This is a genomic window from Candidatus Melainabacteria bacterium RIFOXYA2_FULL_32_9 (assembly GCA_001784615.1).
Taxonomy (GTDB): Bacteria; Cyanobacteriota; Vampirovibrionia; order Gastranaerophilales; family UBA9579; genus UBA9579.
In genome coordinates, this window is the sequence record MFRQ01000138.1 from 1 (window position 1) to 22,367 (window position 22,367).

At 33.1% G+C, this 22,367-nt stretch carries 15 protein-coding genes and 3 rRNA genes; 9 read left to right on the top strand and 9 right to left on the bottom strand.

From position 1 onward, the window contains the following. Positions 1-141: 141 nt before the first annotated feature. Positions 142-1,125, bottom strand: coding sequence for a hypothetical protein (locus A2255_04525; protein ID OGI17787.1), 984 nt, complete (start codon positions 1,123-1,125; stop codon positions 142-144). 226 nt (positions 1,126-1,351) lie between these two features. Between A2255_04525 and A2255_04530 the strand changes: the two genes are divergently transcribed. From A2255_04530 to A2255_04550, 5 genes are all read left to right on the top strand, one after another. After that, positions 1,352-2,158: a hypothetical protein gene (locus A2255_04530; protein OGI17788.1), complete on the top strand. Its 807-nt coding sequence runs from the start codon at positions 1,352-1,354 to the stop codon at positions 2,156-2,158. A 9-nt stretch (positions 2,159-2,167) separates the two neighbouring features. After that, the gene (locus A2255_04535; GenBank protein ID OGI17789.1) at positions 2,168-2,578 is read left to right on the top strand and encodes a hypothetical protein; all 411 of its coding nucleotides are present in this window, start codon (positions 2,168-2,170) and stop codon (positions 2,576-2,578) included. Positions 2,579-2,775: 197 nt separating this feature from the next. After that, positions 2,776-3,204, top strand: coding sequence for a flagellar export chaperone FliS (locus A2255_04540; protein OGI17790.1), 429 nt, complete (start codon positions 2,776-2,778; stop codon positions 3,202-3,204). Positions 3,205-3,230: 26 nt separating this feature from the next. Beyond that, entirely contained in the window at positions 3,231-3,599 is a 369-nt protein-coding gene (locus tag A2255_04545; protein OGI17791.1) for a hypothetical protein, read from the top strand. A 133-nt stretch (positions 3,600-3,732) separates the two neighbouring features. Then, complete coding sequence (locus A2255_04550; protein ID OGI17792.1) at positions 3,733-5,343, top strand: hypothetical protein; 1,611 nt, start codon at positions 3,733-3,735, stop codon at positions 5,341-5,343. 476 nt (positions 5,344-5,819) lie between these two features. Here A2255_04550 and rrf read toward each other — a convergent pair. From rrf to A2255_04565, 3 genes are all read right to left on the bottom strand, one after another. Further along, a 5S ribosomal RNA gene (gene rrf, locus A2255_04555) occupies positions 5,820-5,935 on the bottom strand. An 88-nt stretch (positions 5,936-6,023) separates the two neighbouring features. Then, positions 6,024-9,035, bottom strand: a 23S ribosomal RNA gene (locus A2255_04560). A gap of 229 nt (positions 9,036-9,264) precedes the next feature. Then, positions 9,265-10,792: ribosomal RNA gene (locus tag A2255_04565) — 16S ribosomal RNA — on the bottom strand. The 16S, 23S and 5S rRNA genes sit together here, the layout of an rRNA operon. A gap of 1,073 nt (positions 10,793-11,865) precedes the next feature. On the opposite strand from A2255_04565, the gene A2255_04570 reads away from it, so the two are divergent. Beyond that, positions 11,866-12,858 carry a hypothetical protein gene (locus tag A2255_04570; GenBank protein OGI17793.1) on the top strand — a complete coding sequence of 331 codons (993 nt, stop codon included), beginning with the start codon at positions 11,866-11,868 and terminating at the stop codon, positions 12,856-12,858. Between the two features lie 3 nt (positions 12,859-12,861). Here the strand turns inward: A2255_04570 and A2255_04575 are convergent, their stop codons facing one another. Further along, the gene (locus tag A2255_04575) at positions 12,862-13,101 is read right to left on the bottom strand and encodes a hypothetical protein (GenBank protein ID OGI17794.1); all 240 of its coding nucleotides are present in this window, start codon (positions 13,099-13,101) and stop codon (positions 12,862-12,864) included. 152 nt (positions 13,102-13,253) lie between these two features. Here A2255_04575 and A2255_04580 point away from each other — a divergent pair, with 152 nt between their 5' ends. Continuing rightward, on the top strand, positions 13,254-13,712 hold the full coding sequence (locus A2255_04580; protein OGI17795.1) for a hypothetical protein: 459 nt from the start codon (positions 13,254-13,256) through the stop codon (positions 13,710-13,712). Positions 13,713-13,748: 36 nt separating this feature from the next. On the opposite strand, the gene A2255_04585 is transcribed toward A2255_04580, so the two are convergent. The 3 genes from A2255_04585 to A2255_04595 all read right to left on the bottom strand — a co-directional run bounded on the left by A2255_04585 (position 13,749) and on the right by A2255_04595 (position 18,499). Further along, on the bottom strand, positions 13,749-16,190 hold the full coding sequence (locus A2255_04585; protein OGI17796.1) for a single-stranded-DNA-specific exonuclease RecJ: 2,442 nt from the start codon (positions 16,188-16,190) through the stop codon (positions 13,749-13,751). A gap of 181 nt (positions 16,191-16,371) precedes the next feature. Beyond that, positions 16,372-17,175: a hypothetical protein gene (locus tag A2255_04590; protein ID OGI17797.1), complete on the bottom strand. Its 804-nt coding sequence runs from the start codon at positions 17,173-17,175 to the stop codon at positions 16,372-16,374. 562 nt (positions 17,176-17,737) lie between these two features. Continuing rightward, positions 17,738-18,499 carry a hypothetical protein gene (locus A2255_04595; protein OGI17798.1) on the bottom strand — a complete coding sequence of 254 codons (762 nt, stop codon included), beginning with the start codon at positions 18,497-18,499 and terminating at the stop codon, positions 17,738-17,740. 270 nt (positions 18,500-18,769) lie between these two features. On the opposite strand from A2255_04595, the gene A2255_04600 reads away from it, so the two are divergent. Next, positions 18,770-19,225: a hypothetical protein gene (locus A2255_04600; GenBank protein ID OGI17799.1), complete on the top strand. Its 456-nt coding sequence runs from the start codon at positions 18,770-18,772 to the stop codon at positions 19,223-19,225. Continuing rightward, complete coding sequence (locus tag A2255_04605) at positions 19,203-19,934, top strand: hypothetical protein (GenBank protein OGI17800.1); 732 nt, start codon at positions 19,203-19,205, stop codon at positions 19,932-19,934. The genes A2255_04600 and A2255_04605 overlap by 23 nt, the downstream gene beginning before the upstream one ends. Here A2255_04605 and A2255_04610 read toward each other — a convergent pair. Further along, positions 19,931-22,096 (bottom strand): hypothetical protein, encoded by a 2,166-nt coding sequence (locus A2255_04610; protein OGI17801.1) that lies wholly within the window; start codon positions 22,094-22,096, stop codon positions 19,931-19,933. The two genes, A2255_04605 and A2255_04610, sit on opposite strands and share 4 nt — an antisense overlap. Positions 22,097-22,367 lie beyond the last annotated feature (271 nt).

Sequence of the window (22,367 nt, forward strand, 5' to 3'; positions counted from 1 at the left end):
CATAAAGCAGTATCAACAGAAGTAGACGCAGTACAAAAAGTTATCGATAAAAACATCGAAAAATCTTTCAAAACCCTAGGATAAGTCTCAAGGATATTGAGAGTGGAGAACAAAAGCCCCTTTTTAAGGGGCTTTTACGTATTAAATTTTAAAAGAAAACCGCACCTCACCTACAATTGTATTATTATGAGTTCTTATTTTAATATCTAAAAAATTTTTTAAAGTCTCATTTTCTAACTCTTTTGATGTCATCCAACCAAGTTGTTTTAAGCACTCAAGAGTTACCAAGCTTCTTGCTGAAATACTTGCATCCATAATTTTGACAACAAGAGCTTTTTCTTCATCAGGATTAATAACAATGCATAAACCTTCTGCGCCTGTTTTCGATATTAATCTACCTTGAGTTGATTCAATAATTAAACTATCAAGTCTGCCCTTCCCACCTATTAATAAAGGGTTTTTCATAAAAGCTTCTTTTATTGGCATACCTTCATTACTTAAAAATAAGTTTAAATACCCTACCCCCATTTTAAATAATGGTATTCCATGTATGGGAGTAGAACATCCATCAATGGATGTCTCTATATTTCCTTTAACATTACAATATTTTTTTATTATATTTGTTATTTCTTGTTGAATAGGATGATTAAAATCAAGATAATTCGTTATATTCCAATTATTTTTAATACAAACAGCAAGCATGCCGGAATGTTTTCCAGAACAATTATTATGTAAGTTAGAAGGTTTTAAAGAATGTTTTATAAGATAATTTCTTGCCTCGACATCAATAGGTTCATGAGTTCCACATAATAATTGATCTTCTTTTAATTTAATCTTGTTTAAAACGTTTTTAATGGTCTTTAAATGTTTATCACTTCCAGTATGCGAAGCACAACAAATAGCCAACTCTTCTAATGTAAAATTAAATTCCTGATATGCACCGGAAGTGATTATAGGTAGGGCCTGAAGGGGTTTTGCACAAGATCTTAAGAAAACAGGTGTATTATTACTATCTCTCGATTGAAAGAGAATATTTTCGTTTTTATCAACAACCACGATAAAACCTAAGTGTTCTCTTTCGATTAAATTTGCTCTTTTTGCCTGGATCAATATTGCAGGTTTCATATTTATAACCAATAATTACTCTAAATTTATTCTAGCTTATAAATACTGATGTTTAAATAAGACAAGAAAATATAAACACTTTGCCTATAAATATAAAACTTGTTTATAGTTTGTAAAAAAACATTACAAAGGTTTTTTTAAAAAAGTTTGTTTTTATTGAAAAAGGGGAATATTAATTATAAAATAAGGACTATAATAACTTAAAAATGGTTGTTGGAGGACACTAATGTCTATTTTCAAGGATGATATTAGTCTAAGCAACTCTTTACAGAAAATTTTAACCAATAATTTTCAGGTAAAAACACTTAAAGAAAACAAGGATATTGAAAAGAATTCTTCCAAAGTTGAAGAATTTGAAAAAGTTGTCTTATCTGAAAATACTCAAAAAAGACAAAAATACAATGAAACCCTTGAAAATATGCAGGAAGAGAAAAACTTGCTTGAAACCGTGAAACAAGGTTTATCTTCAATCCATGAGCAATTAAAAGATATAAAAACACAGATCAAAGGCAGTTTAGAAAAAACCCTAAGTGAGGAAGATATTGAGAAAACCAATAATGCTATAAAAAAAGATTTGGAAAATATACAAAACATAGTTGAAAATACATCTTTTAATGATGTCAAACCTTTTAAGGAAAGTTCATTTGATAATAGTAAGAAGTCAAACCCTGAAGATGCATCTTCAGAAACAATCAATTTACCAAAAACTGAAAATATATCTATGAAAACAAAAGAGGAATATGAAGAATTCCTAAATAAAATAAATGAAGCAAGTGAGAAAGTATTAGAAATAAAAGAACAAATAATACAATACGAAGAGAAAATAACCGAAAAAGTAGACAATTTTATCGAAATTGAATCAAATTTAAATTTTGATAGTTTAAAAGATGAAAGTATTAATCTGGGAAAAGAATTAAAAGAAACTGCAATAAATGGTATAATAAAAGATCCAGAAACAGGAAAGAAAATACAAATACGATCATTGGATGAAAATCTTTTATTAGCATTATTTTCTGTTTCAAGAGTAAAATAGGAGAAATAAATGCCACTGGATGGCCTATCTTTTTCAAACTCAGGTTTATTTAGAATAGTAAACCCAACTGAGGTTGCTCTTCAAGCAGAGCACCAAGCACAAGCACAAGCAGAAACTGCTATAAAGAAACCCGAAGAAAAAGAAAAAGTTAAACCTGATCTAGAGGATAAAACTGAAGATCAATACAAAGACTTACAAGGAAGAAACACAGATGAATCTGAGGATGAAGAAAACGAGGTTCTTCAGAAACAAGAAAAAATAAAAAAATACAAAGTTAAATTCAATTCTCTAACAGATATGGTTGAATTAATCGATCAAAAAACAGGATCAATAATTGAAACAATATCACCAGATGACTTAATAAACTTAATTTCCAAGACAGTAAAACCTTCAGGAATACTGGTTGATAAAGAAGTGTAAGAAGTTGAGCTTATTATTAACTTAAAAATATCTCAGAAAATATGTTTGCAACTGGTTTTAAGTCAATTAAAATATGTTTAAAGATAAAAAACCCTTTTTATATAGGAGAAAAAATTTTTTTAAAGAGTATAATATAATAATACTACTTATAGGTATTATTTTGACTTATCAAGATGATTGTTAGCAAAAGGGGAAATATGAATCCATATCTTAAGCAATATCAACAAACTGAAGTTCAAACAGCAAGCCCTGAAAAGCTTTTAATAATGCTTTATGATGGTGCTATTCAGTTTTTAAACAAAGCAAAAGTTGGAATAGCTAATAAAAATATTGAAGAAATTCATAATAATATCATAGGTGCTCAAAAAATTATTTCAGAGTTTATGAATACTTTGGATATAAAAGTAGGTGGAGAAGTTGCACAGAATTTATATAATTTATATGAATATTTGCACTACAGACTCGTTCAGGCAAACATTAAAAAAGATGCTGATATGGTGGATGAGGTTTTAACACATCTTAAGGACCTAAAAAAAACCTGGGAAGAAGCTATAAGAATAGCAGCTCGTGAAAAAATTAGAGATGAAGAAGAAACAGAAGAAGAGAATTCTGTAAAAACAGCTTAAATAAAAAACTGTATTGTAATCAAATTATGAATGAAAAGTTTCAGGAATTAAAAGAACTCTATCAAAGTATTTATAATAATACTTATGAAATAAGCTCCCTTATTGAGAAGGGTGTTATTGATGATATTCAAAATATTCTTGATCAAAGAGGGGAATTAATTAAAAAAACACAGAAAATAATTATCAGTACAAGTTTTTCAGAAGATGAAAAAAAAGAAATTAATAACCTTATTGCAAAAATAAAATCCATTGAAGAGAATAATCAAGAAAAAATGGAAAAGAGAAAAGATTTCATAAAGAAAGAGCTTTCAAAATTAAATATAAACCAAAAAGCAATAACTGCTTATAAATACGAAAAAGATTCTGACCCAAGACTTATAGATAGTAAAGAATAACCACCTAAAAAGTGGTTATTCTTTTTAATAGTTTTTAATACATGTTTAAAAATAAGCAAATTTCTGATCTTTTTTGTTTTTATTATTAAAGAGAAACTTTCTAAATGGAAAAGAGAAGGAAAAACAGGGTTTTATGAATAATATTGATCAAAATCTAGTTAATAGAGTTCAACAAAATCCAAATAAACAAGCTTCTACAAATACAACACAAGAAAATTCTAATAAACAAGATGATCCTACGAAACAATTAAAATATATTGCAGCAGGTGCCGGAGTTTCTTGGGGAATTGGAAAAGGTGTTGATGCTTTTGTGTTATCAGGAAATAGTGATCCAAATAGATCAATACTTGGCAGATTAGTTCAAAAAATTGATAATTGGTCAAATAAAAGCGGTATAATGCAGTTTTTAAGTAAAAAAGCTGCATATATAAAAGGAAAAATTACAGGAATACAAGCAAACTTATTAAAAAACCCTAATTATAATGAAATTACTCAATCATTAAAAAAAGGTTCTGAAGCTAAATCAATGCTAACCAGAGAACCTTTAAGAAAACAATTATTTGATCAACTATTTAATCAAGTAGATGAAATAAGGAAAACTCAATTAAAAGAAGTAATCGGTGTAAGAAATAATTTAAGATTATTAAAAGAAAATAACTTAATAGAAAAATTAGAAAAACGTATAGCTTCTGGTAAAGGACAAAATCTTACTAAAAGAGTCCTTAAATCTTCTAATAAAAGAATAAAAGCATTATTAAAAGAAAATTTACAAAAAATATTGCCTAATTATAACCTTTCGAAAACTGTCTCTAACAAACTAAAAAATCCAAACAATGTTGATGAAGCAATAAATATAATAAAAAATAGTTCACTATATGGAAAAAAAGCAAAAGATGTAATAACAAAAATTAAAATGATTGATCATGTTAATAAAAATTCGTCATTCTTATCTAGATTATTAACAAAATTTTCTATTGGAACAGGTGATTTTATGGGTAATAATCCTATGAGTATTATTTTTAATGGACTTATATTAGGAGACTCTATTAAATCAGCAGTAGAAGCACCAAAAGGGGAAAAATTTAGTACTTTTATGGAAGATATAATGGGTAACTGGATTGGTGGATTCTTACTATTTCCTTATATGGGTAAAGTTGTTAATGCAATTGCCGGTCTAAAAAATATTGGTTCTAATATGACTAAAGTACCATTATGGAGAAAAGGTTTACAACTTGTAGGAAAAGTAGTTGGTATGGGTCAAGGTAAAACATTATTAAAAGCTTTACCTGGTGGTATTTTAAGATTTGCTCTTGTTATAGGGTTAATGGCTCCAGTTTCCAAAATGTTTAAGAATGTATCTCACAAGTTATTTGGTAAACCAACACACAAAGATCAAGAAAAAACAGAAGAAAATACTCAAAATATAACGAGTAACAATCAAAATATGACAAGTAATGTTCAAAATACTCAGAATTTGACGAGTAATAATCAAAAGATGGCGGATAATACTCAAAATAATATAAATGATAATAAGATTGGAAATCTGTTTGAAAGAGCAAGAAGTTCTGCTAGGCAGAAAAAACCAGCTTCCCAACAAGAAAATACTCAATCATATAATTATCTACCATCTCCAATGCCTGCGAAATTTGAAGAAAAATCATCAACACCAAAAGGTCTTGATATGAAATTGAAAAAAGCAGAAGAAGCAGAAAAACAAGCTATAGAAATTTTAGGTAAAAAATAAGTTAGGTAATATCCATTACCTAACTTAAGTAAAGTGCCCACAAACTTAAGTCTTCACTGTAATGATCGTTAATTTGAGATTGCGGCTTAGTTATGACAGAATAATAGTAGTATTATTGGAATGATTGATGACTTAAAAATGTGACTTAGAGTCTATCCAGGAAATAAAAAATATACAACATTAATCAATTTTGTCATTGCGAAGATTCCGAAGAAATCTGTGGCAATCCATCCATTTTACAGCAATTATTCAAAATCGGTAAGATCACCACTTCAGGTGACACAGTCACCTTTTCTAAATTCATTAATCATAGTCTAATTTACTGATGACTAATGACAGTGCGAAACACCTTGTGATGACATAAGTAAATTTAATTCCTGGATAGGATCTTAGTCACTCAGTATACGTTGGAGCACTACTATAAATTTAAGTATAAAAAAAGAGCCCTTATTTAAGAGCTCTTTTTTAAAATAGTATCCTGGCAACTAGCTATCTTCCCGGGAAGTCTCCCTCCGAGTATTGTCGCCGCAAGCAGTCTTTACGACCGTGTTCGGGATGGGAACGGGTGTTTTCCTGCCGCTTGGCCACCAGGAATTTAATCCTGTACACTGATTACTGCATAAAAATTAGAATAACGAGTTGAAATTTAATTTCATTTCTGTACTGCGTATAATTACCGGCTAGGTAAAGCCCTCGTCCTATTAGTACCAGTCGGCTACATATGTTGCCATACTTCAACCTCTGGCCTATCAACCGGATATTCTGTCCGGGGACTTACCTGGTTAACCCAGTGAGAGAACTAATCTTACGGTGGGCTTCGTACTTATATGCTTTCAGCACTTATCCACTCCGAACACAGCTACCCAGCGTTTGCCCTTGGCAGGACAACTGGTACACTGGAGGTTCGTTCGTCCCGGTCCTCTCGTACTAAGGACGACTCCGTTCAATTCTCTTGCGCGCATACCGGATATGGACCGAACTGTCTCACGACGTTCTGAACCCAGCTCACGTACCGCTTTAATGGGCGAACAGCCCAACCCTTGGAACGTACTACCGCTCCAGGATGCGACGAGCCGACATCGAGGTGCCAAACCTCCCCGTCGATGTGGACTCTTGGGGGAGATAAGCCTGTTATCCCTATGGTAACTTTTATCCGTTGAGCGACGGCCCTTCCATGCGGAACCGCCGGATCACTAAGCCCGACTTTCGTCCCTGTTTGACTTGTAAGTCTCACAGTCAAGCTCCCTTCTGCCTTTACACTCTACGGTTGATTTCCGACCAACCTGAGGGAACCTTTGGGCGCCTCCGTTACTCTTTAGGAGGCGACCGCCCCAGTCAAACTGCCTACCTGAAACTGTTCCGAACCCAGATGTTAGTGGCATTCGGTTAGAACCCAAACTACACCAGAGTGGTATCTCAAGGTTGACTCCACAACTCCTGACGAAGCTGCTTCAAAGTCTCCCACCTATCCTGCACAGGCATAGTCCGAGTTCAATTTCAAGCTACAGTAAAGCTCAATAGGGTCTTTCTGTCCTGGTATGCGTAATCCGTATCTTCACGGATAATCCAATTTCGCCGAGTCACTCGTCGAGACAGCGCCCAGATCGTTACGCCATTCGTGCGGGTCAGAACTTACCTGACAAGGAATTTCGCTACCTTAGGACCGTTATAGTTACGGCCGCCGTTTACTGGGGCTTAGTTTCAAAGCTTCGCCTTGCGGCTAACCTCTCCACGTAACCTTCCAGCACTGGGCAGGCGTCAGCCCCTATACATCGTCTTACGACTTAGCAGAGACCTGTGTTTTTGGTAAACAGTCGCCTGGGCCTATTCACTGCGACCCTATCACGCTTCAGCTCGCGAGGAGCCTACACGCTACCAGGGTACCTTTTCTCCCGAAGTTACAAGGTTATTTTGCCGAGTTCCTTAACGAGTGTTATCTCGCGCACCTTAGCATTCTCTGCCAACCTACCTGTGGCGGTTTCTGGTACGGACATCTTAATATCTCACTAGCGAAGCTTTTCTTGGCAGTGTGGCGTCAGTACCTTCCTTCTCGTAAGAAGTCCTGGTCACGTCTCAGTTTATAACGCCATAGCGGATTTTCCTACTATGACTACCTACACGCTTCAACTGGAACAACCAATCTCCAGCGTACTTAGCCTCCTGCGTCCCTCCGCAGTTGATAACGATATTAAGATGGTGCAGGAATATCAACCTGCTATCCATCGCCTACGCCTTTCGGCCTCAGCTTAGGTTCCGACTAACCCCACGCGGACGAGCCTGCCGTGGGAAACCTTAGGTTTTCGGTGCATTGGATTCTCACCAATGTTTTCGCTACTCATGCCGACATTCTCACTTCTGCTTCGTCCACCAGTCCTTACGGTCTGACTTCAACCTACAACAGAACGCTCCCCTACCCAACAAGATAAATCTTGTTGCCGCAGCTTCGGTAATATGCTTAGCCCCGGTATATTTTCGGCGCGGAGTCGCTTGACCAGTGAGCTATTACGCACTCTTTCAAGGGTGGCTGCTTCTAAGCCAACCTCCTGGTTGTCAATGCAACTCTACCTCCTTAATCACTTAGCATATATTTTGGGACCTTAGCTGGCGGTCCGGGCTGTTTCCCTCTTGACCACGGAACTTATCTCTCGTAGTCTCACTGCCAGATAGTTACTTAACAGGCATTCGGAGTTTAACTTGATTTGGTACCCAGTTTCTGGGCCCGCACCAAACTAGTGCTCTACCTCCTGTAAGATAAATCTGACGCTGTGCCTAAACGCATTTCGGGGAGAACCAGCTAGCTCCAAGTTCGATTGGCATTTCACCCCTAACCACAACTCATCCCCTGATTTTTCAACATCAGTGGGTTCGAACCTCCACGTAGTGTTACCTACGCTTCATTCTGGCCATGGTTAGATCACCTGGATTCGGGTCTACCTCATGTAATAAATTCGCCCTATTCAGACTCGGTTTCCCTCTGGCTCCGGGTATTAACCCCTTAACCAAACTACATAAGGTAACTCGCCGGCTCATTCTTCAACAGGCACGCAGTCACACTATTAATAGTGCTCCTGCTGATTGTAAGCAAACGGTTTCAGGTTCTATTTCACTCAGCTTTCCACTGTTCTTTTCGCCTTTCCATCACTGTACTAGTTCACTATCGGTCGCTAGCTAGTATTTAGCCTTACCGGATGGTCCCGGCAGATTCAGACGGGGTTTCACGTGCCCCGCCTTACTTGGGATACTCCCTAGAGATTGTTGATTTTCAATTACCGGACTATCACCTTCTATGGTCCAGCTTTCCAGCTGAGTTCATTTAATCAACAATTTTGTAACTCTATGTCAAACCTGCAGGTCTGACTGGAAGTCCCACGACCCCCCCTACACAACGTCTGCAGACTATCACGTGTAGAGAGTTTAGGCTGTTTCCCGTTCGCTCGCCGCTACTAAGGAAATCATTAGATTATTTTCTTTTCGTCCTGTTACTAAGATGTTTCAGTTCACAGGCTTTCCCTCCATTGCCCTATGTATTCAGGCAAGGATCCTGGAGCATTACCCCCAGGGGGTTTCCCCATTCGGAATCCCACGGATCAAGGCCTCTTAGCGGCTCCCCGTGGTGTATCGCTGCTTTGCGCGTCCTTCATCGGCTGCTAGCGCCAAGGCATCCACCATTTGCTCTTTGTAGCTTTACCTAACATTGGTAATTACATACATTATCTAATTTTATGCAGTTGTCAAGGTACAATAGGAATGTGTTTAAGCGCCATTCCCACCTTCGCTTCAAGGATGAACCTTGAAGACCGAATAAACTGAAAACACTCTGTTAATTCCATCTCCACTGTCAGGCACAATGGCCAAGATTTAAACCTAACAGTTTCATTGATGTCGACCTAGGATACCAGTAAAATAAATTTCACTGGAGGTCTCCCTAGAAAGGAGGTGATCCAGCCGCACCTTCCGGTACGGCTACCTTGTTACGACTTCACCCCAGTCACTAACCCTGCCTTAGACAGCTGTCTCCTAAAAGGTTAACTCACTGGCTTCGGGCGTGGTCAGCTTCCATGGTGTGACGGGCGGTGTGTACAAGGCCCGGGAACGTATTCACCGCAGCGTGCTGATCTACGGTTACTAGCGATTCCGACTTCACGAAGTCGAGTTGCAGACTTCGATCCGAACTGAGGATGGGTTTAAGAGATTCGCTCACTATTGCTAGCTGGCTGCTCGTTGTCCCACCCATTGTAACACGTGTGTAGCCCAGGACATAAGGGGCATGATGATTTGACGTCATCCCCACCTTCCTCCGGTTTATCACCGGCAGTCTCGCTAGAGAGCTCGACAAAAGCGTGCTTTTGCCAGCAACTAACAACGAGGGTTGCGCTCGTTGCGGGACTTAACCCAACATCTCACGACACGAGCTGACGACAACCATGCACCACCTGTCTCAAGGTTCCCCGAAAGGCACTCCCACGTTTCCGCAGGATTCCTTGGATGTCAAGTCCTGGTAAGGTTCTTCGCGTTGCTTCGAATTAAACCACATGTTCCACCGCTTGTGCGGGCCCCCGTCAATTCCTTTGAGTTTCACACTTGCGTGCGTACTCCCCAGGCGGGATACTTAACGCGTTAGCTACGGCACCGCGGGGGTCGATACCCACGACACCTAGTATCCATCGTTTACGGCCAGGACTACTGGGGTATCTAATCCCATTTGCTCCCCTGGCTTTCGTTCCTCAGCGTCAGTAACAGTCCAGCAAGGCGCTTACGCCACTGGTGTTCCTCCCAATATCTACGCATTTCACCGCTACACTGGGAATTCCCCTTGCCTCTCCTGTACTCAAGTCTGCCAGTATCCAGTGCCGATCCGGAGTTGAGCTCCGGGCTTTAACACCAGACTTGACAAACCACCTACGAACTCTTTACGCCCAATAAATCCGGACAACGCTTGCATCCTACGTCTTACCGCGGCTGCTGGCACGTAGTTAGCCGATGCTTCCTCTGTGGGTACAGTCATATTTCTTCCCCACTGACAGAGGTTTACACTCCAAAAAGCTTCATCCCTCACGCGGTGTTGCTGCGTCAGGCTTTCGCCCATTGCGCAATATTCCCTACTGCTGCCTCCCGTAGGAGTATGGGCCGTGTCTCAGTCCCATTGTGGCTGGTCATCCTCTCAAACCAGCTACTGATCGTCGCCTTGGTAGGCCTTTACCCCACCAACTAGCTAATCAGCCGCAGGCTCATCTAAAGGCGCCGGAACTTTCATGCAAAGTATTTCAACTCTGCACATATGAGGTATTAGCACTGGTTTCCCAATGTTATCCCTCGCCTCAAGGTAGATTACCTACGTGTTACTCACCCGTCCGCCACTTATGTACCCCCGAAAGGGCCTTATCGTTCGACTTGCATGTATTAAGCACACCGCCAGCGTTCGTCCTGAGCCAGGATCAAACTCTCCATTGTCAGAAAGTTTATATCTTATTAAGATATTAATATCTTATGATCCCAGCCATTTGTTTTTGAATTAACAGGTTTCTGTGTTTTCAGTTATTCAGTTTTCAAGGTTCAATATTATTTATAGAAAATAATTGAATTTCATCTTTTATTTTCAGCGGTAATCAGTATGTTATCACCACCAAAATTTAGAGTCAAGAGAGATTAAACATTTTTTTTGAATATTTTAAAAATTTTTCAACTTCCAGATTTTTTTAATCTGATATTCTTTTTTACTTGCTCAACACGATCTCTTAACGTGAGTGAGTTTAATTTATAGCAAATAAATCTTTTTTCCAACCCTCTTTTTGAAGGATCTTTTTATAATTACCAGAAACCCTTATTATCATTAACTCACAATTGATACATATTTCTTAATAGTTCATGGTTTTTAGAGATATTATTTCCTTTATTTATATGTCTCATATAAATAAAGAGATTAAGTTTGTTTTTTATTATTAAATATTTTTTATTATTCAAATATTAAATATAATATAAAAATGTTTAATAATTTTATTTGCAAATCTATTAGACTAGATTGAATTTTCTTTGTTCCCAAAATATTTTCTTAATTTTAGGACAAATACATAGACAAATTTCTATTTTCTTTGTTCCAAAATATTTTTATCTTTTGAGAATATTTATTAAAAATTGTTGGACAGTTATATAGGACATAAATAAGAAGTTTTTGTTCCAAAAAATTAAAAAATAGCTTCAAAAAATAAACGCCGCTTTTATCGGCGGCTACAAAACTTAGGAGGAAGTTAGGTATGAAATAATGGCTCTATAATATATTTATCGACACTTTTCTAGAATACTTTAGGGTAAAACAGAGGAAAATTAATAAATATTAACATCTCAGTTTTTAAACAAAAACTGATTTAAAACTCAACTTTTTGTCTTAATATATTCTTTTAAAAACGATCTTTTATTGCTTAAAATTGATATTTTCTTATTTGTAATGACATAGATGATTATTTGCTGGCAACTTGAGCTATTTAAAGATAAAATTTACTTAATAATAAAAAAAGTTTATTAAAAATGATTAATTTTCTGAGAAAAACACATATAAAAAAAGTTCTCATATTTAGATTTGGAGCTATTGGAGATGTTGTTCATTCTACAGCTTTATATAGATCTTTAAAAAAATATGATCAAAATCTTTCTATTCATTATTTAACAGGTAAAGTTCCGTCATTGCTTTTAGAAAACGATACGTATCTTGATAAAATTTGGATTACTGAAGGAAAATCTTATAAAGATTTAGCTAAATTAGCCAAAGAATTAAAAAAAGAGAAATTTGATTTATGTATAAACTTACAACCATCAATCAGAACAAGAATTTTCTCTTTTCTTGTAGGATCAAAGCTGATTTTAACTTATAATAAAACTTTTAAAATCCATGCTGTAAAGAATTTCTGGATAACAGCTAAACCATTATTTAGAGATATTCTTCTTGATAAAGAAATAAACATATTTATACCTGAAGAAACAAAAGAAAAAATTTCAAAAATATTAAATACAGAAAAAAAAATAATAGGATTTAATATGGGATCTAATTCTGCTCGTCAGGGAAGAAAATGGCCCATTGAGCACTGGAAGGAGCTAGCAAAAAGAATCATTGATAAATATGATTGTGAAATAGTTCTAACAGGATCATTAGAAGATAGAGAAATATCTGAAACCTTATTGGATATTTCTCCAAAAATAAAATCTTTTTGTGGAAAATTAAATATTCTTGAAAATGCAGCTTTATTATCCAGATGTAATATTTTAATTTCAGGTGATACTGGCCCTCTCCATATTGCAACTGCTGTAAAAACTCCAGTGATTGGTTTATACGGCTCAATGCCGGTATTAAGAACAGGCCCCTACGGTGAAAGCAACTCGGTTTTATTCTCAGATAGAAACTGCATTCCCTGCAATAGAAGAAAATGTAAACTAACAAAGAAACAAGAGTTATATACTCCCTGTATGGAAGATATAACTCCTGACAAAGTTTTTAACATTATTGAAAAGTATTTAGATAATTAAAAACTAACCTTTAATATCTAATTTGGGAATAAGGTCATTGTATTCTTCCTCAGATAATTGAGCAAATTCAGAACTAGTACCATATTCTCCATCAGCCATGTGTCTGGTTCTAACGCTCCAATAACGTCTATCATGAGCATTAGTCATTGGAGTAATAGCATCAATAGCTCCTTCTCTAATAACCTTTCCAGTTGAAAGCTTAATTAAACCATTAAAAGAAATATCTGGCTTTAATACATTCATTTTTTAATTCTCCTTTATTTGTTGATCTAAATAAGTAAAACCTCTGAATAAAAAAATTGCTATTAAAAAATTCTTGAATAAATAAAAAAATTAGCTTAGAGTTTATATAATTCATTTTTTACAAGAATCTTCTCAAAGAAAAAGGATTTAACATGTTAATAAAGAATAAAAACATAGGTATCGTACTGGCTACTTTTTTGGTTTTAATTGTAAACGCTAATTGTAAAGCATATTCACAAAATATGAATTTCACACCGTTAGAATCAAAGAATAAATACACTATAAACCCTTTAAATAAGTTAAATTCCTCAAATGATTACAATAATCGATCAGAACCTTCACAGATGTTTCAATATCATAATGAAAAATTAGAAGAAGTAGTCCAAAAACTAGAGAATATAAAAACGGATATCCAAAAAGATCAGGATGTTGTACAAAGTCAGCTTAATGATCTTGATGAAAGGCTGCGAAAGCTTAAAGAAGAGAGAAGTCAAGTTAAATATCAGCTTAATATGATAAAAAAAGAGGTTAAGACTATAGATTCCGTTAAGCAAAAAATCAGAAGAAATATAATGGGTAAAAGAGATAAAAGTACCTTAATTTATAACTAAACCAGAATTAAAATACTCTTTACTCTATTTCAACCTTTAATATATCAAATTTTGAATACTTTCAATATCTAAAATTCTTAATTGATGGCGAAATTCTTCCGAAGTTTTTATGCTATCAATAAAATAACCATATTCTTCCAGGTTTATAACGAAAGAAATATCTTTACTTCCAATAAAACCAAATTTTATCTTGTCAATATCCTGATTATAAACCTGTATAACCCCTGCTTTATTCAGTAGATTTATACAATTATAGGCTGTATCACTGGAAATATAAAGTAAAGATGCAATTTGATTAATGTTTATCTCACCATTTTTATTTGTATGAGCAAATTTTAGCATTCCAGACATAGTTTTAATAACTTTGTTTGGATCTATTTCAGTAATATTCTTACCTATTATATGAACTAATTTAGCTTCAGACTTTTCTAGTAGATTTATTAAAGTATCTAAATCCGTTGGCATGTCAAAAATAAATAACTCATCTGCTTTTTCAATGCTTAATCTATTAACAATTCTAGTTATTAATATCTGATCTTTCTTTAAAATTTCAAGAGAATTTGAATCCTCAGCAAAAATAGAAATACTCTTTTTTGAAAGTTTTAAATAGTTTATAAGGTTTTTCTCGAAATTAACTTTACTTCTATGATCTACCCATTTTGGACCGGAAGAATTTAAATCACTTAAAACACTTTTTTCAGACAAACTTTCTTTTTTGGTTTGATTAGAAAGAGTTTGATTGACTACAGAATCAGTCTTTTGAATATCTTTTATAATAAGCTGAACTTTTGTTTTTCCTCCAAATGTATTTATGTCTGGAGCAAATGCAACATTTACTTTATCTAAAACAGCTATATCAAGATTATTGTTCTGCCACCATACGGCCTCAAACATATTATCATTATCATCAGCAAGAAAAATCTTTAAGTGATTGTTAGCAGAGCCCATTGTTTTAAACTGTTTTAAGGTTAAATTTGAAATACTAAAGACAGGAAAAGGATTACACTCACCAAAAGGAGCTAATTTATCCAATTCTTCTATCAAATCAATAGATAAATCATTCGAATTAATATCTAAATCAATTTTTAACTTTGGTTCAAGAAAATCTGTACCGGAAAATCTATTAACCGTAGAATTTAATTTATTTTTAAGTTCCTCAAAACTTACTTTGTTTAAATCCAGAGCAAAACCAGCAGCAAAGGCATGACCACCAAAAACCTCAAACGATTCAGCGTTATGACTTAAAATTTCGTGGAGATTCACCCCTTCTATACTTCTAGCAGAACATCTAGCTTTATTTTTTTCTTCATCTATAGAGATTAAAAAAGCAGGTCTATAGAATTTTTCTACCAATTTTGAAGCAACAATACCTATAATTCCAGGATGCCAGTTAGGATCAGCCAGAATAATAGCTTTTTCTTTTTCCAGATCACATTCATTATTTACTTTAGAAGTAGCTTCTATAAATGTACTTTCACACATTTGTTGCCTGATTTTATTGTTATTATTAAGCTTTTTAGCAATAATTTCTATTTCTTCAATATTATCACTTATTAAAAGATCCACAGCCAAACTTGCTTCAGCTAATCTTCCAATAGCATTTATTCTTGGAGCAACTCCAAAAGCTATTGAATTAGCTGATACCTGATCCAGATTGCATCCTGCTATTTCAAGCAACTTAACAAGACCGGGAGCCCTGTCTCTTGAAAGTAATTTTAATCCACGATGGACAAGAGCCCTATTTTCTCCTAATAATGGTACTACATCTGCTATAGTACCGACAGCAACCAGACATAAAATGTTATCTGTATAATCAACTTTATTATGAGATTCTAATAAAGCACTAGCAAGTTTATATGCTACCCCAACACCTGCTAGATATTTAAGATCAGTATCTTCATCCATTAATTTGGGATTAATAATAGCATAAGCTGAAGGTAAGACTTCTGGAGCTTCGTGGTGATCAGTTATAATAACATCAGTACCAAAACTTTTTGCTAATGCTATTTCTGTTATATTGCTAACACCACAATCAACAGTAATAATTAATTTAGCTTTCTTGGAACTAATTAACTTGCATATCGAAGCACTATTGAGCCCATGCCCTTCTTCACTTCTATCAGGGATAAAGAAACTAACATTAGCATTTAAATGTTTTAAAGTCTTAAAAAGTAAAGAAGTACTAGTAACTCCATCTGCATCAAAATCACCATATATAACAATATGTTCTTGTTTTTCAATAGCCTGATTAATACGATTAACAGCTTTATCCATATGTTCAAAAATAAAAGGAGAACTAATTTTAGTATTATCAAGGTTTAAAAAAGCTTTAATTTTCTCAGGAGTATCAATTCCTCTATTTAAAAGTAACTGGGCAACTACATGGGAACCCGCAGCCTTAACAAGTTCTGTTGATACCTGTTTATTTTCAGGATAAACCCATTTATATTTATTTTCTAAGTTACAAGACTGCACCATCATGTCCCCAAGCTTCTTTTTATAATATTTAAGATAAATTCTACTATAACAAAAATTGATAAACCATCATATGACAAAGTAATACAACAACGTAAACTAATAACTTTAAATTAAGTCTCCCCGTTTCAAAAACTATAGTCGATGACTTAAGTTAGGTGATATTATCACCTATAACAAAATTTTAGCATTTATTGAAACTAATCTTCTTATCATCAGACAAGTTTCCGACTACATCAGATCTACATCTTTTACAATGTGTGATTTGCTTGATATATCCAGAACATTCGAAACGAAGCTTCTCCATCTCTTCTTTTGATGGTTCTCTCAAATTTTCAAAAAGAGATCCTTTAACGGGATAAAAAGAAATCAGATTTTGAGCAAAAATACCTATTTTTCCCGCAAATCTTGCTACATCAATGACATCTTCCATGTTGATTTCAGGAATTACTACAGAATTTACTTTTGTTGTAATATCTGCTTTTACAAGTTCTTTTAATCCGTTTTGTTGCTTATTTAATAATGTTTCAATATCTGTATGATATATTTTTGATGCAGTAACAGGATTAAGAGTATTTACAGTAACGGTAATATAATCTATATTTAATTCTTTGATTAGATCAATATTGTCAATAACCGCTAAACCATTAGTACTGAGGCACAACTTCATATCGGGAAAATGGTTTCTGACTATTTTTAAACTTTGATAAACTATTTCCGGCTCAGCAAAGGTTTCACCCGGTCCTGCAATACCTACAATCTTTAAACTCGGATAAAGTTCAAGATTTTCTTTTAATAAAGAATAAACATCGTTTGGTGTTATTAACTGACTTGTTACTCCAGGCCTGTTTTCATTAGGACAACTATAATTTCTATTGCAATAATTACATTGAATATTGCAATTCTTTATGAGGGGAAGGTGTATTCTTGCTACTTTCCCCACACTATCTTTGTTAAAACATGGATGTAGACTTTTATTTTCTTCCATAACTAAATTCCGGTTTTGATTAAATATTACAAAATTTTAACAAAAAATACAATTTTTGCCACGAAAATCACATTATGTAATAATAAATACTGTTAATAGTCTAACCATTCCTTTCTTGACTGATGCGACCGATGGTCGCATTTATTTTTTTCTTTAGCTGATTTTGTCATGCGAAATATAATAATTAAAGACAGCTTTGTTATAAAGATCATGTAGAAATAAGTTGTCTCTAATACTTGCATAACAAGAAAATAATAAAACCATTATAAATATTATCTTTTCAAAGAAAGATTTAGCTCCATATCTTTTATTAAAGGTTTTTTAAGCAAAGGATTTCATTGGAACATAAAGAATCATTATGAGATTGAGAATGAGCTTTGCTGCTATCAGGAAAATTGATAACTATGTTTAACATTATCAATACCAATATTAGAATGTACTTTAGCATGTTTTACACACCTCTTTTTTATTATAAAAACAAAAAAGAGAGAGGAATTTCCTAAAAACATTAAAAAAGTAAGAAAACTTCTTACTTTTTTAATTAAAATTATTTTTTATCTTTTTAAGCTAATATTTCTTGTTCAGATGAAACATTTAATTTATTAACTGATTCAACGATTGATTTAACTGCAATAGTCATCTCAAAAGTGGAATTAAGTTTATTTACACAAGAACCTATACCAACAGCACTAGCACCTGCTGCTATAGCTAAAGGAGCTGTGATTTCGGTTATGCCACTTGCTGTCATTACAGGAATATTAATGTTTCTTACCAATTCAACAGTGTTTGCAATTGAAACCTGAGCTGTTTCAAGAAGTCCTCTTGCACCTGCACTTGTAGCATTAGTAATAGCAGCTCCTTCTGTTTGAATTAAATCTACTCCAAGAGCTTCTAATTCTAAAGCAAGTTTTACTTGTTCACTTACATCAATATGCCCTGGAACAGTAACACTTAACATAGTATCGTTTCCAACAAGTTCGATAGTTTTTCTTGTAATTTCCAGAACTTCTTGAGCTGTAATTCTTAATCCATCTCTATAAAGAGCATCAAAATTTCCTATTTCTAATACATCAGCTCCACTGTCAGCTGCCATTTTTAATTCTTCAGGTTTAATTGAAGAAACAAAAACAGGAAGATTTGTTGTTTCTTGAGCTAATTTAATAATATCTTCTCTAGCTGCAACATCAACAGCGCTAGCACCACCATGTTCAGCAGCTGTTACAATCATTCTGACTTTTTCAGTATCAAAATTACTTATTCCCGCAATAACTTTAACACATTTTTTTTCTCTTAAACTCTTTTTTAAAAATTCAACTTTATTCATATTTTTCCTCCAGACAAAGTTAAAAACAAGATAAATTATAGCATTCTATCTATACAGGTTGAATAGTTAAAATACCTGAAAAAATTTTTTATTAAGGCAAGTTATTTCTTTATTAAGGATTTTATCATTTTTTGGTGATATAAAAACTCTACAGTTACAATAACTAAAATGATACAAAGTGAGTATTTGTTTCAAATATTGCTTTTCTGTTATTATTTAATTACTTATCTACCAGCAACGAATTAAAAAAATCAAAATAGGACATAAAAAATGAAACTAAAAGAAGCAGTTGATTTAATCTGGGAAAATAGAAAATATGATACAAACTCAGAATATGAAGCTTTAAGCCATTTAAACGAAGAAGTTGCAGAAAGTTTAAAAGCTTTATCAAAAGGAGATAAAGAAACTGCGCAAGCTGAACTTGAAGATGCTTTTTCCTGTATATTTATAGCTTTAAAAGTTTTAAATATTGATCCTGAAGAAATTGTATACCGTCAAATAAACAGAATGAAAAACCAGCAAACCAGAACAATGCATATTTTCTCTAATAAAGTAGAGATCAGAGTAGGAGATGAAGTTCGTGGTGGTTGGGCTATTTGGAGTGCTGATGATTTAAAAGAAGCACAAAAAATGGCCAGAGAATTTAAATGTAAAATCGTTCAAGAAGAAGAGAATCAGTTTATTAATACAGAAATTTTAGCAAATGTCGTATCAAATCAGGCTTAATAAATATATAGCAAGCTCAGATATCACCTCAAGAAGAGGTGCTGATGAGCTTATTAAAACAGGAAAAGTAAAAATTAACGGTGAAGTTATCACTAATCCTGCAACTATAATTACAAACAGAGATTCAGTTGAGGTTAACGGTAAAAAAATAAAACCGCTTGAACATAAATACGTTATTTTTAATAAACCTGCAGGATACATAACAGCCAGAAGAGATCCTCATGAAAGAAAAACTATATATGATCTACTTCCTCCTGAAATACACAAACTAAAACCAGCAGGTAGACTAGATAGAGAATCAACCGGACTTTTAATTTTAACTAATGATGGAGATTTAATCCAAAAATTAACCCACCCAAAAGGCCTTGTACCAAAAGTGTATAGAGTTACAGTAGAAGGTAAAATTACTCAGCAGGATTTATTTAATCTAAAAAAAGGAATTGAAATAGAAGAAGGGAAAATTGCCTACGCTGAAGCTGTGATATTAGAATATATTCACCCAAAAACAACACTAGAGATGACTCTTTATCAAGGTTATAATAGACAAATTAGAAGAATGATGAGTAAAATTGGACATCCGGTAATTTCTTTGAAAAGAATTGCACACGCTAATATTACTCTAACAGGACTTGATAAAGGTAAATATAGATATTTATCAAGAAAAGAAGTTGATTATTTATCTAATTACTTAAAAAAATTAAATGTTTAATAAACCCTTTTATATATGTAGGTTTTCCTTATACCGTAAGTTTTTTCTCTGTCATTAGGTTCTTCTATCACTTTAAAGTTTTTAATCAATTTAAAATTATTGGGAATAGAAGATAAATTGACTAGATTATTTTGTATAACAGGTAATCCAGAAGTAATAACTCTTCCGGTTTTATCTTTATATAATGTAATAGGCCTTGTTCCATCAAAATTAGTTACCAGACCATTTTCTCTTATATAATAATTAAAATTCACATCTTTATAAGACAATATTTCACTATTTTGAATCAAGTCTGATATAACCAAAAAGTCATAATCATCATAATTTTTTCTTTTTGCTAACAAATCATATCTGATTTGATGGATTTTCCAGGTTGGATTTTCTTCAAAAATAGGATAAATAAGATCATTGTATGAGAAAATCAGACCTATCTTTGAATCATTGGGGGCAACAAGGCTAAGATACTTAACCGTATTATATAAATGATTGTATTTTTCAGGAAAATAATCCTCGTGAATAAACCTTAATTCGTTCCTGAGAGAAACAAAGTTATACTCGGTTAATATTTTGCATACACCAAAAAAAGGCTTGGTTTTATTGAAAGTAGGCACTACTAGAAAATTAAAAATAACAATAAAAGCAATTAAAAGCTTTAAAATAGTTGTTTTTTTCGTATAACTAAAGGCAAAGACAGCACAACTTATAATTACAGGAGTTAATAAAAACCTGTTATTCCATATGCAAAATCCCATAAAAACAGATATTGTTAATATAAAGCCAACAGTAATTAATCCGAATAAACTTATATAATATGTTTTATTTGTTGTTGACCTTAATTTTATAAGGCTATACTTGAAAATAAGTGGTACTAAAAGGAGAAAGCCCAATAATCCAAACTTTGAATAACTTTCGTGAATTAGGGTATTTATTCTGTTTATTTCATCAAAAACCAGACCATCCGTATTTTGTAATCCAAAAAAGCTAAATAAGAGATCTTTTAAGCCTAAAAATAATGGAGATAATGCTTTAGCAAACCATATTCCTGTAAAATCAATAAATAATAGAAAATACCTGATTAAATTTCCTAAAAAAGTATTAATAGTGTAAGGTGCACTAAGTCTATCTATATAAGGCTGATTACCAAAGAAATTTCCAAATTCAATAAAATTAAGTATATGATTATAAGAACTAAGAACTAAAAAAGCAGGAATAGAGGCAGCTATAAATATAGCTATGGGCCTATAAAAATCTTTTTTATTTTCTCTAAGTGATATTAAAAGAAAAATTATTCCAAATATTGGTACAAAAAAGAAAGTGGAGTATTTAATCCCTAAATCAATACTAAAAGCGATAGCTGAAAATATAAGAGCTTTTTTATTATTCTCTTTAACTCCATAGATAAATAGATATAAAGAAACGAACAAAAAGAATGCAACTACTAGATTTGTCTGAGTACTTGAAGATTCAATTATAGCAGCAGGTAAAGAAGCTGATATAAATACAGTCCAAAGAGTTCTTCTCATTGATATTTTTAAATATCTTAAAAAAACAAAAAGAGTGAATATACAACCAAAATAAGCAAAATATTGTAAAAAAGCAGCCAACAAAGACGTTTTAAGAAATATCATCGGCCATAGAATTAAAATCTCTGAATTTATGGAATAAATATTTTGTCTGGTATCTGCAGTTTCAAAATGAGCTAAGGTTTGATTTTGAAGCCACACCCCAATTCTTGAAAGGTGATATTGTAAACTATCCGGCGAAGAAGAAGGTACAAATATAACAAGAAATAAACTAATTAAACTTGAAAAAACAAAAAAGATAGAAAAAGCGAACAAAACCCTATCTTTTTTTATAGACTTAATAATATTATTTTTTGCCAACTTAACTTCATTAAAATCAAGATGTGGTTTACCTTTATTATCCCAAAACTTAAATAAAACAAGGAATATAAGAAAATTAATTACAATTAGACTATCAGGGTTAACTTTTTTTAAGAGAGATAATAGTTCAATGCTTATTATTACTTGAGATACAAGTATTAAGATAAGATAAATTATAGAATTTTCAAATTTCTTAGGCTTAATAACAGTAGTTAAAAAGTATGATGAAGATAAAACTAGTAAAAAAGAGATCCCAAAAATAAAAAATCCTGATAACATATTCGACTCTCACAAAATTACTGCTTAATCAAAATATAACTCGAACTTAAACCTAAAACCACTTTTTAAATATAAACCTAATAATTAATGACAGGTTGAACATGATCCACCACTACAAGAGCTGCAACTACTTCCTGATGAACATGAATTCCCGCAGCCTTTGAGTGAAAAACCACCCCAAATTCTTCTAATATTAGAAGAATTACATTTAGGACAATTAGGAACAGTTGTATCGTTCATAGATTTATTGACAGTAAAATTTTCACTGCAG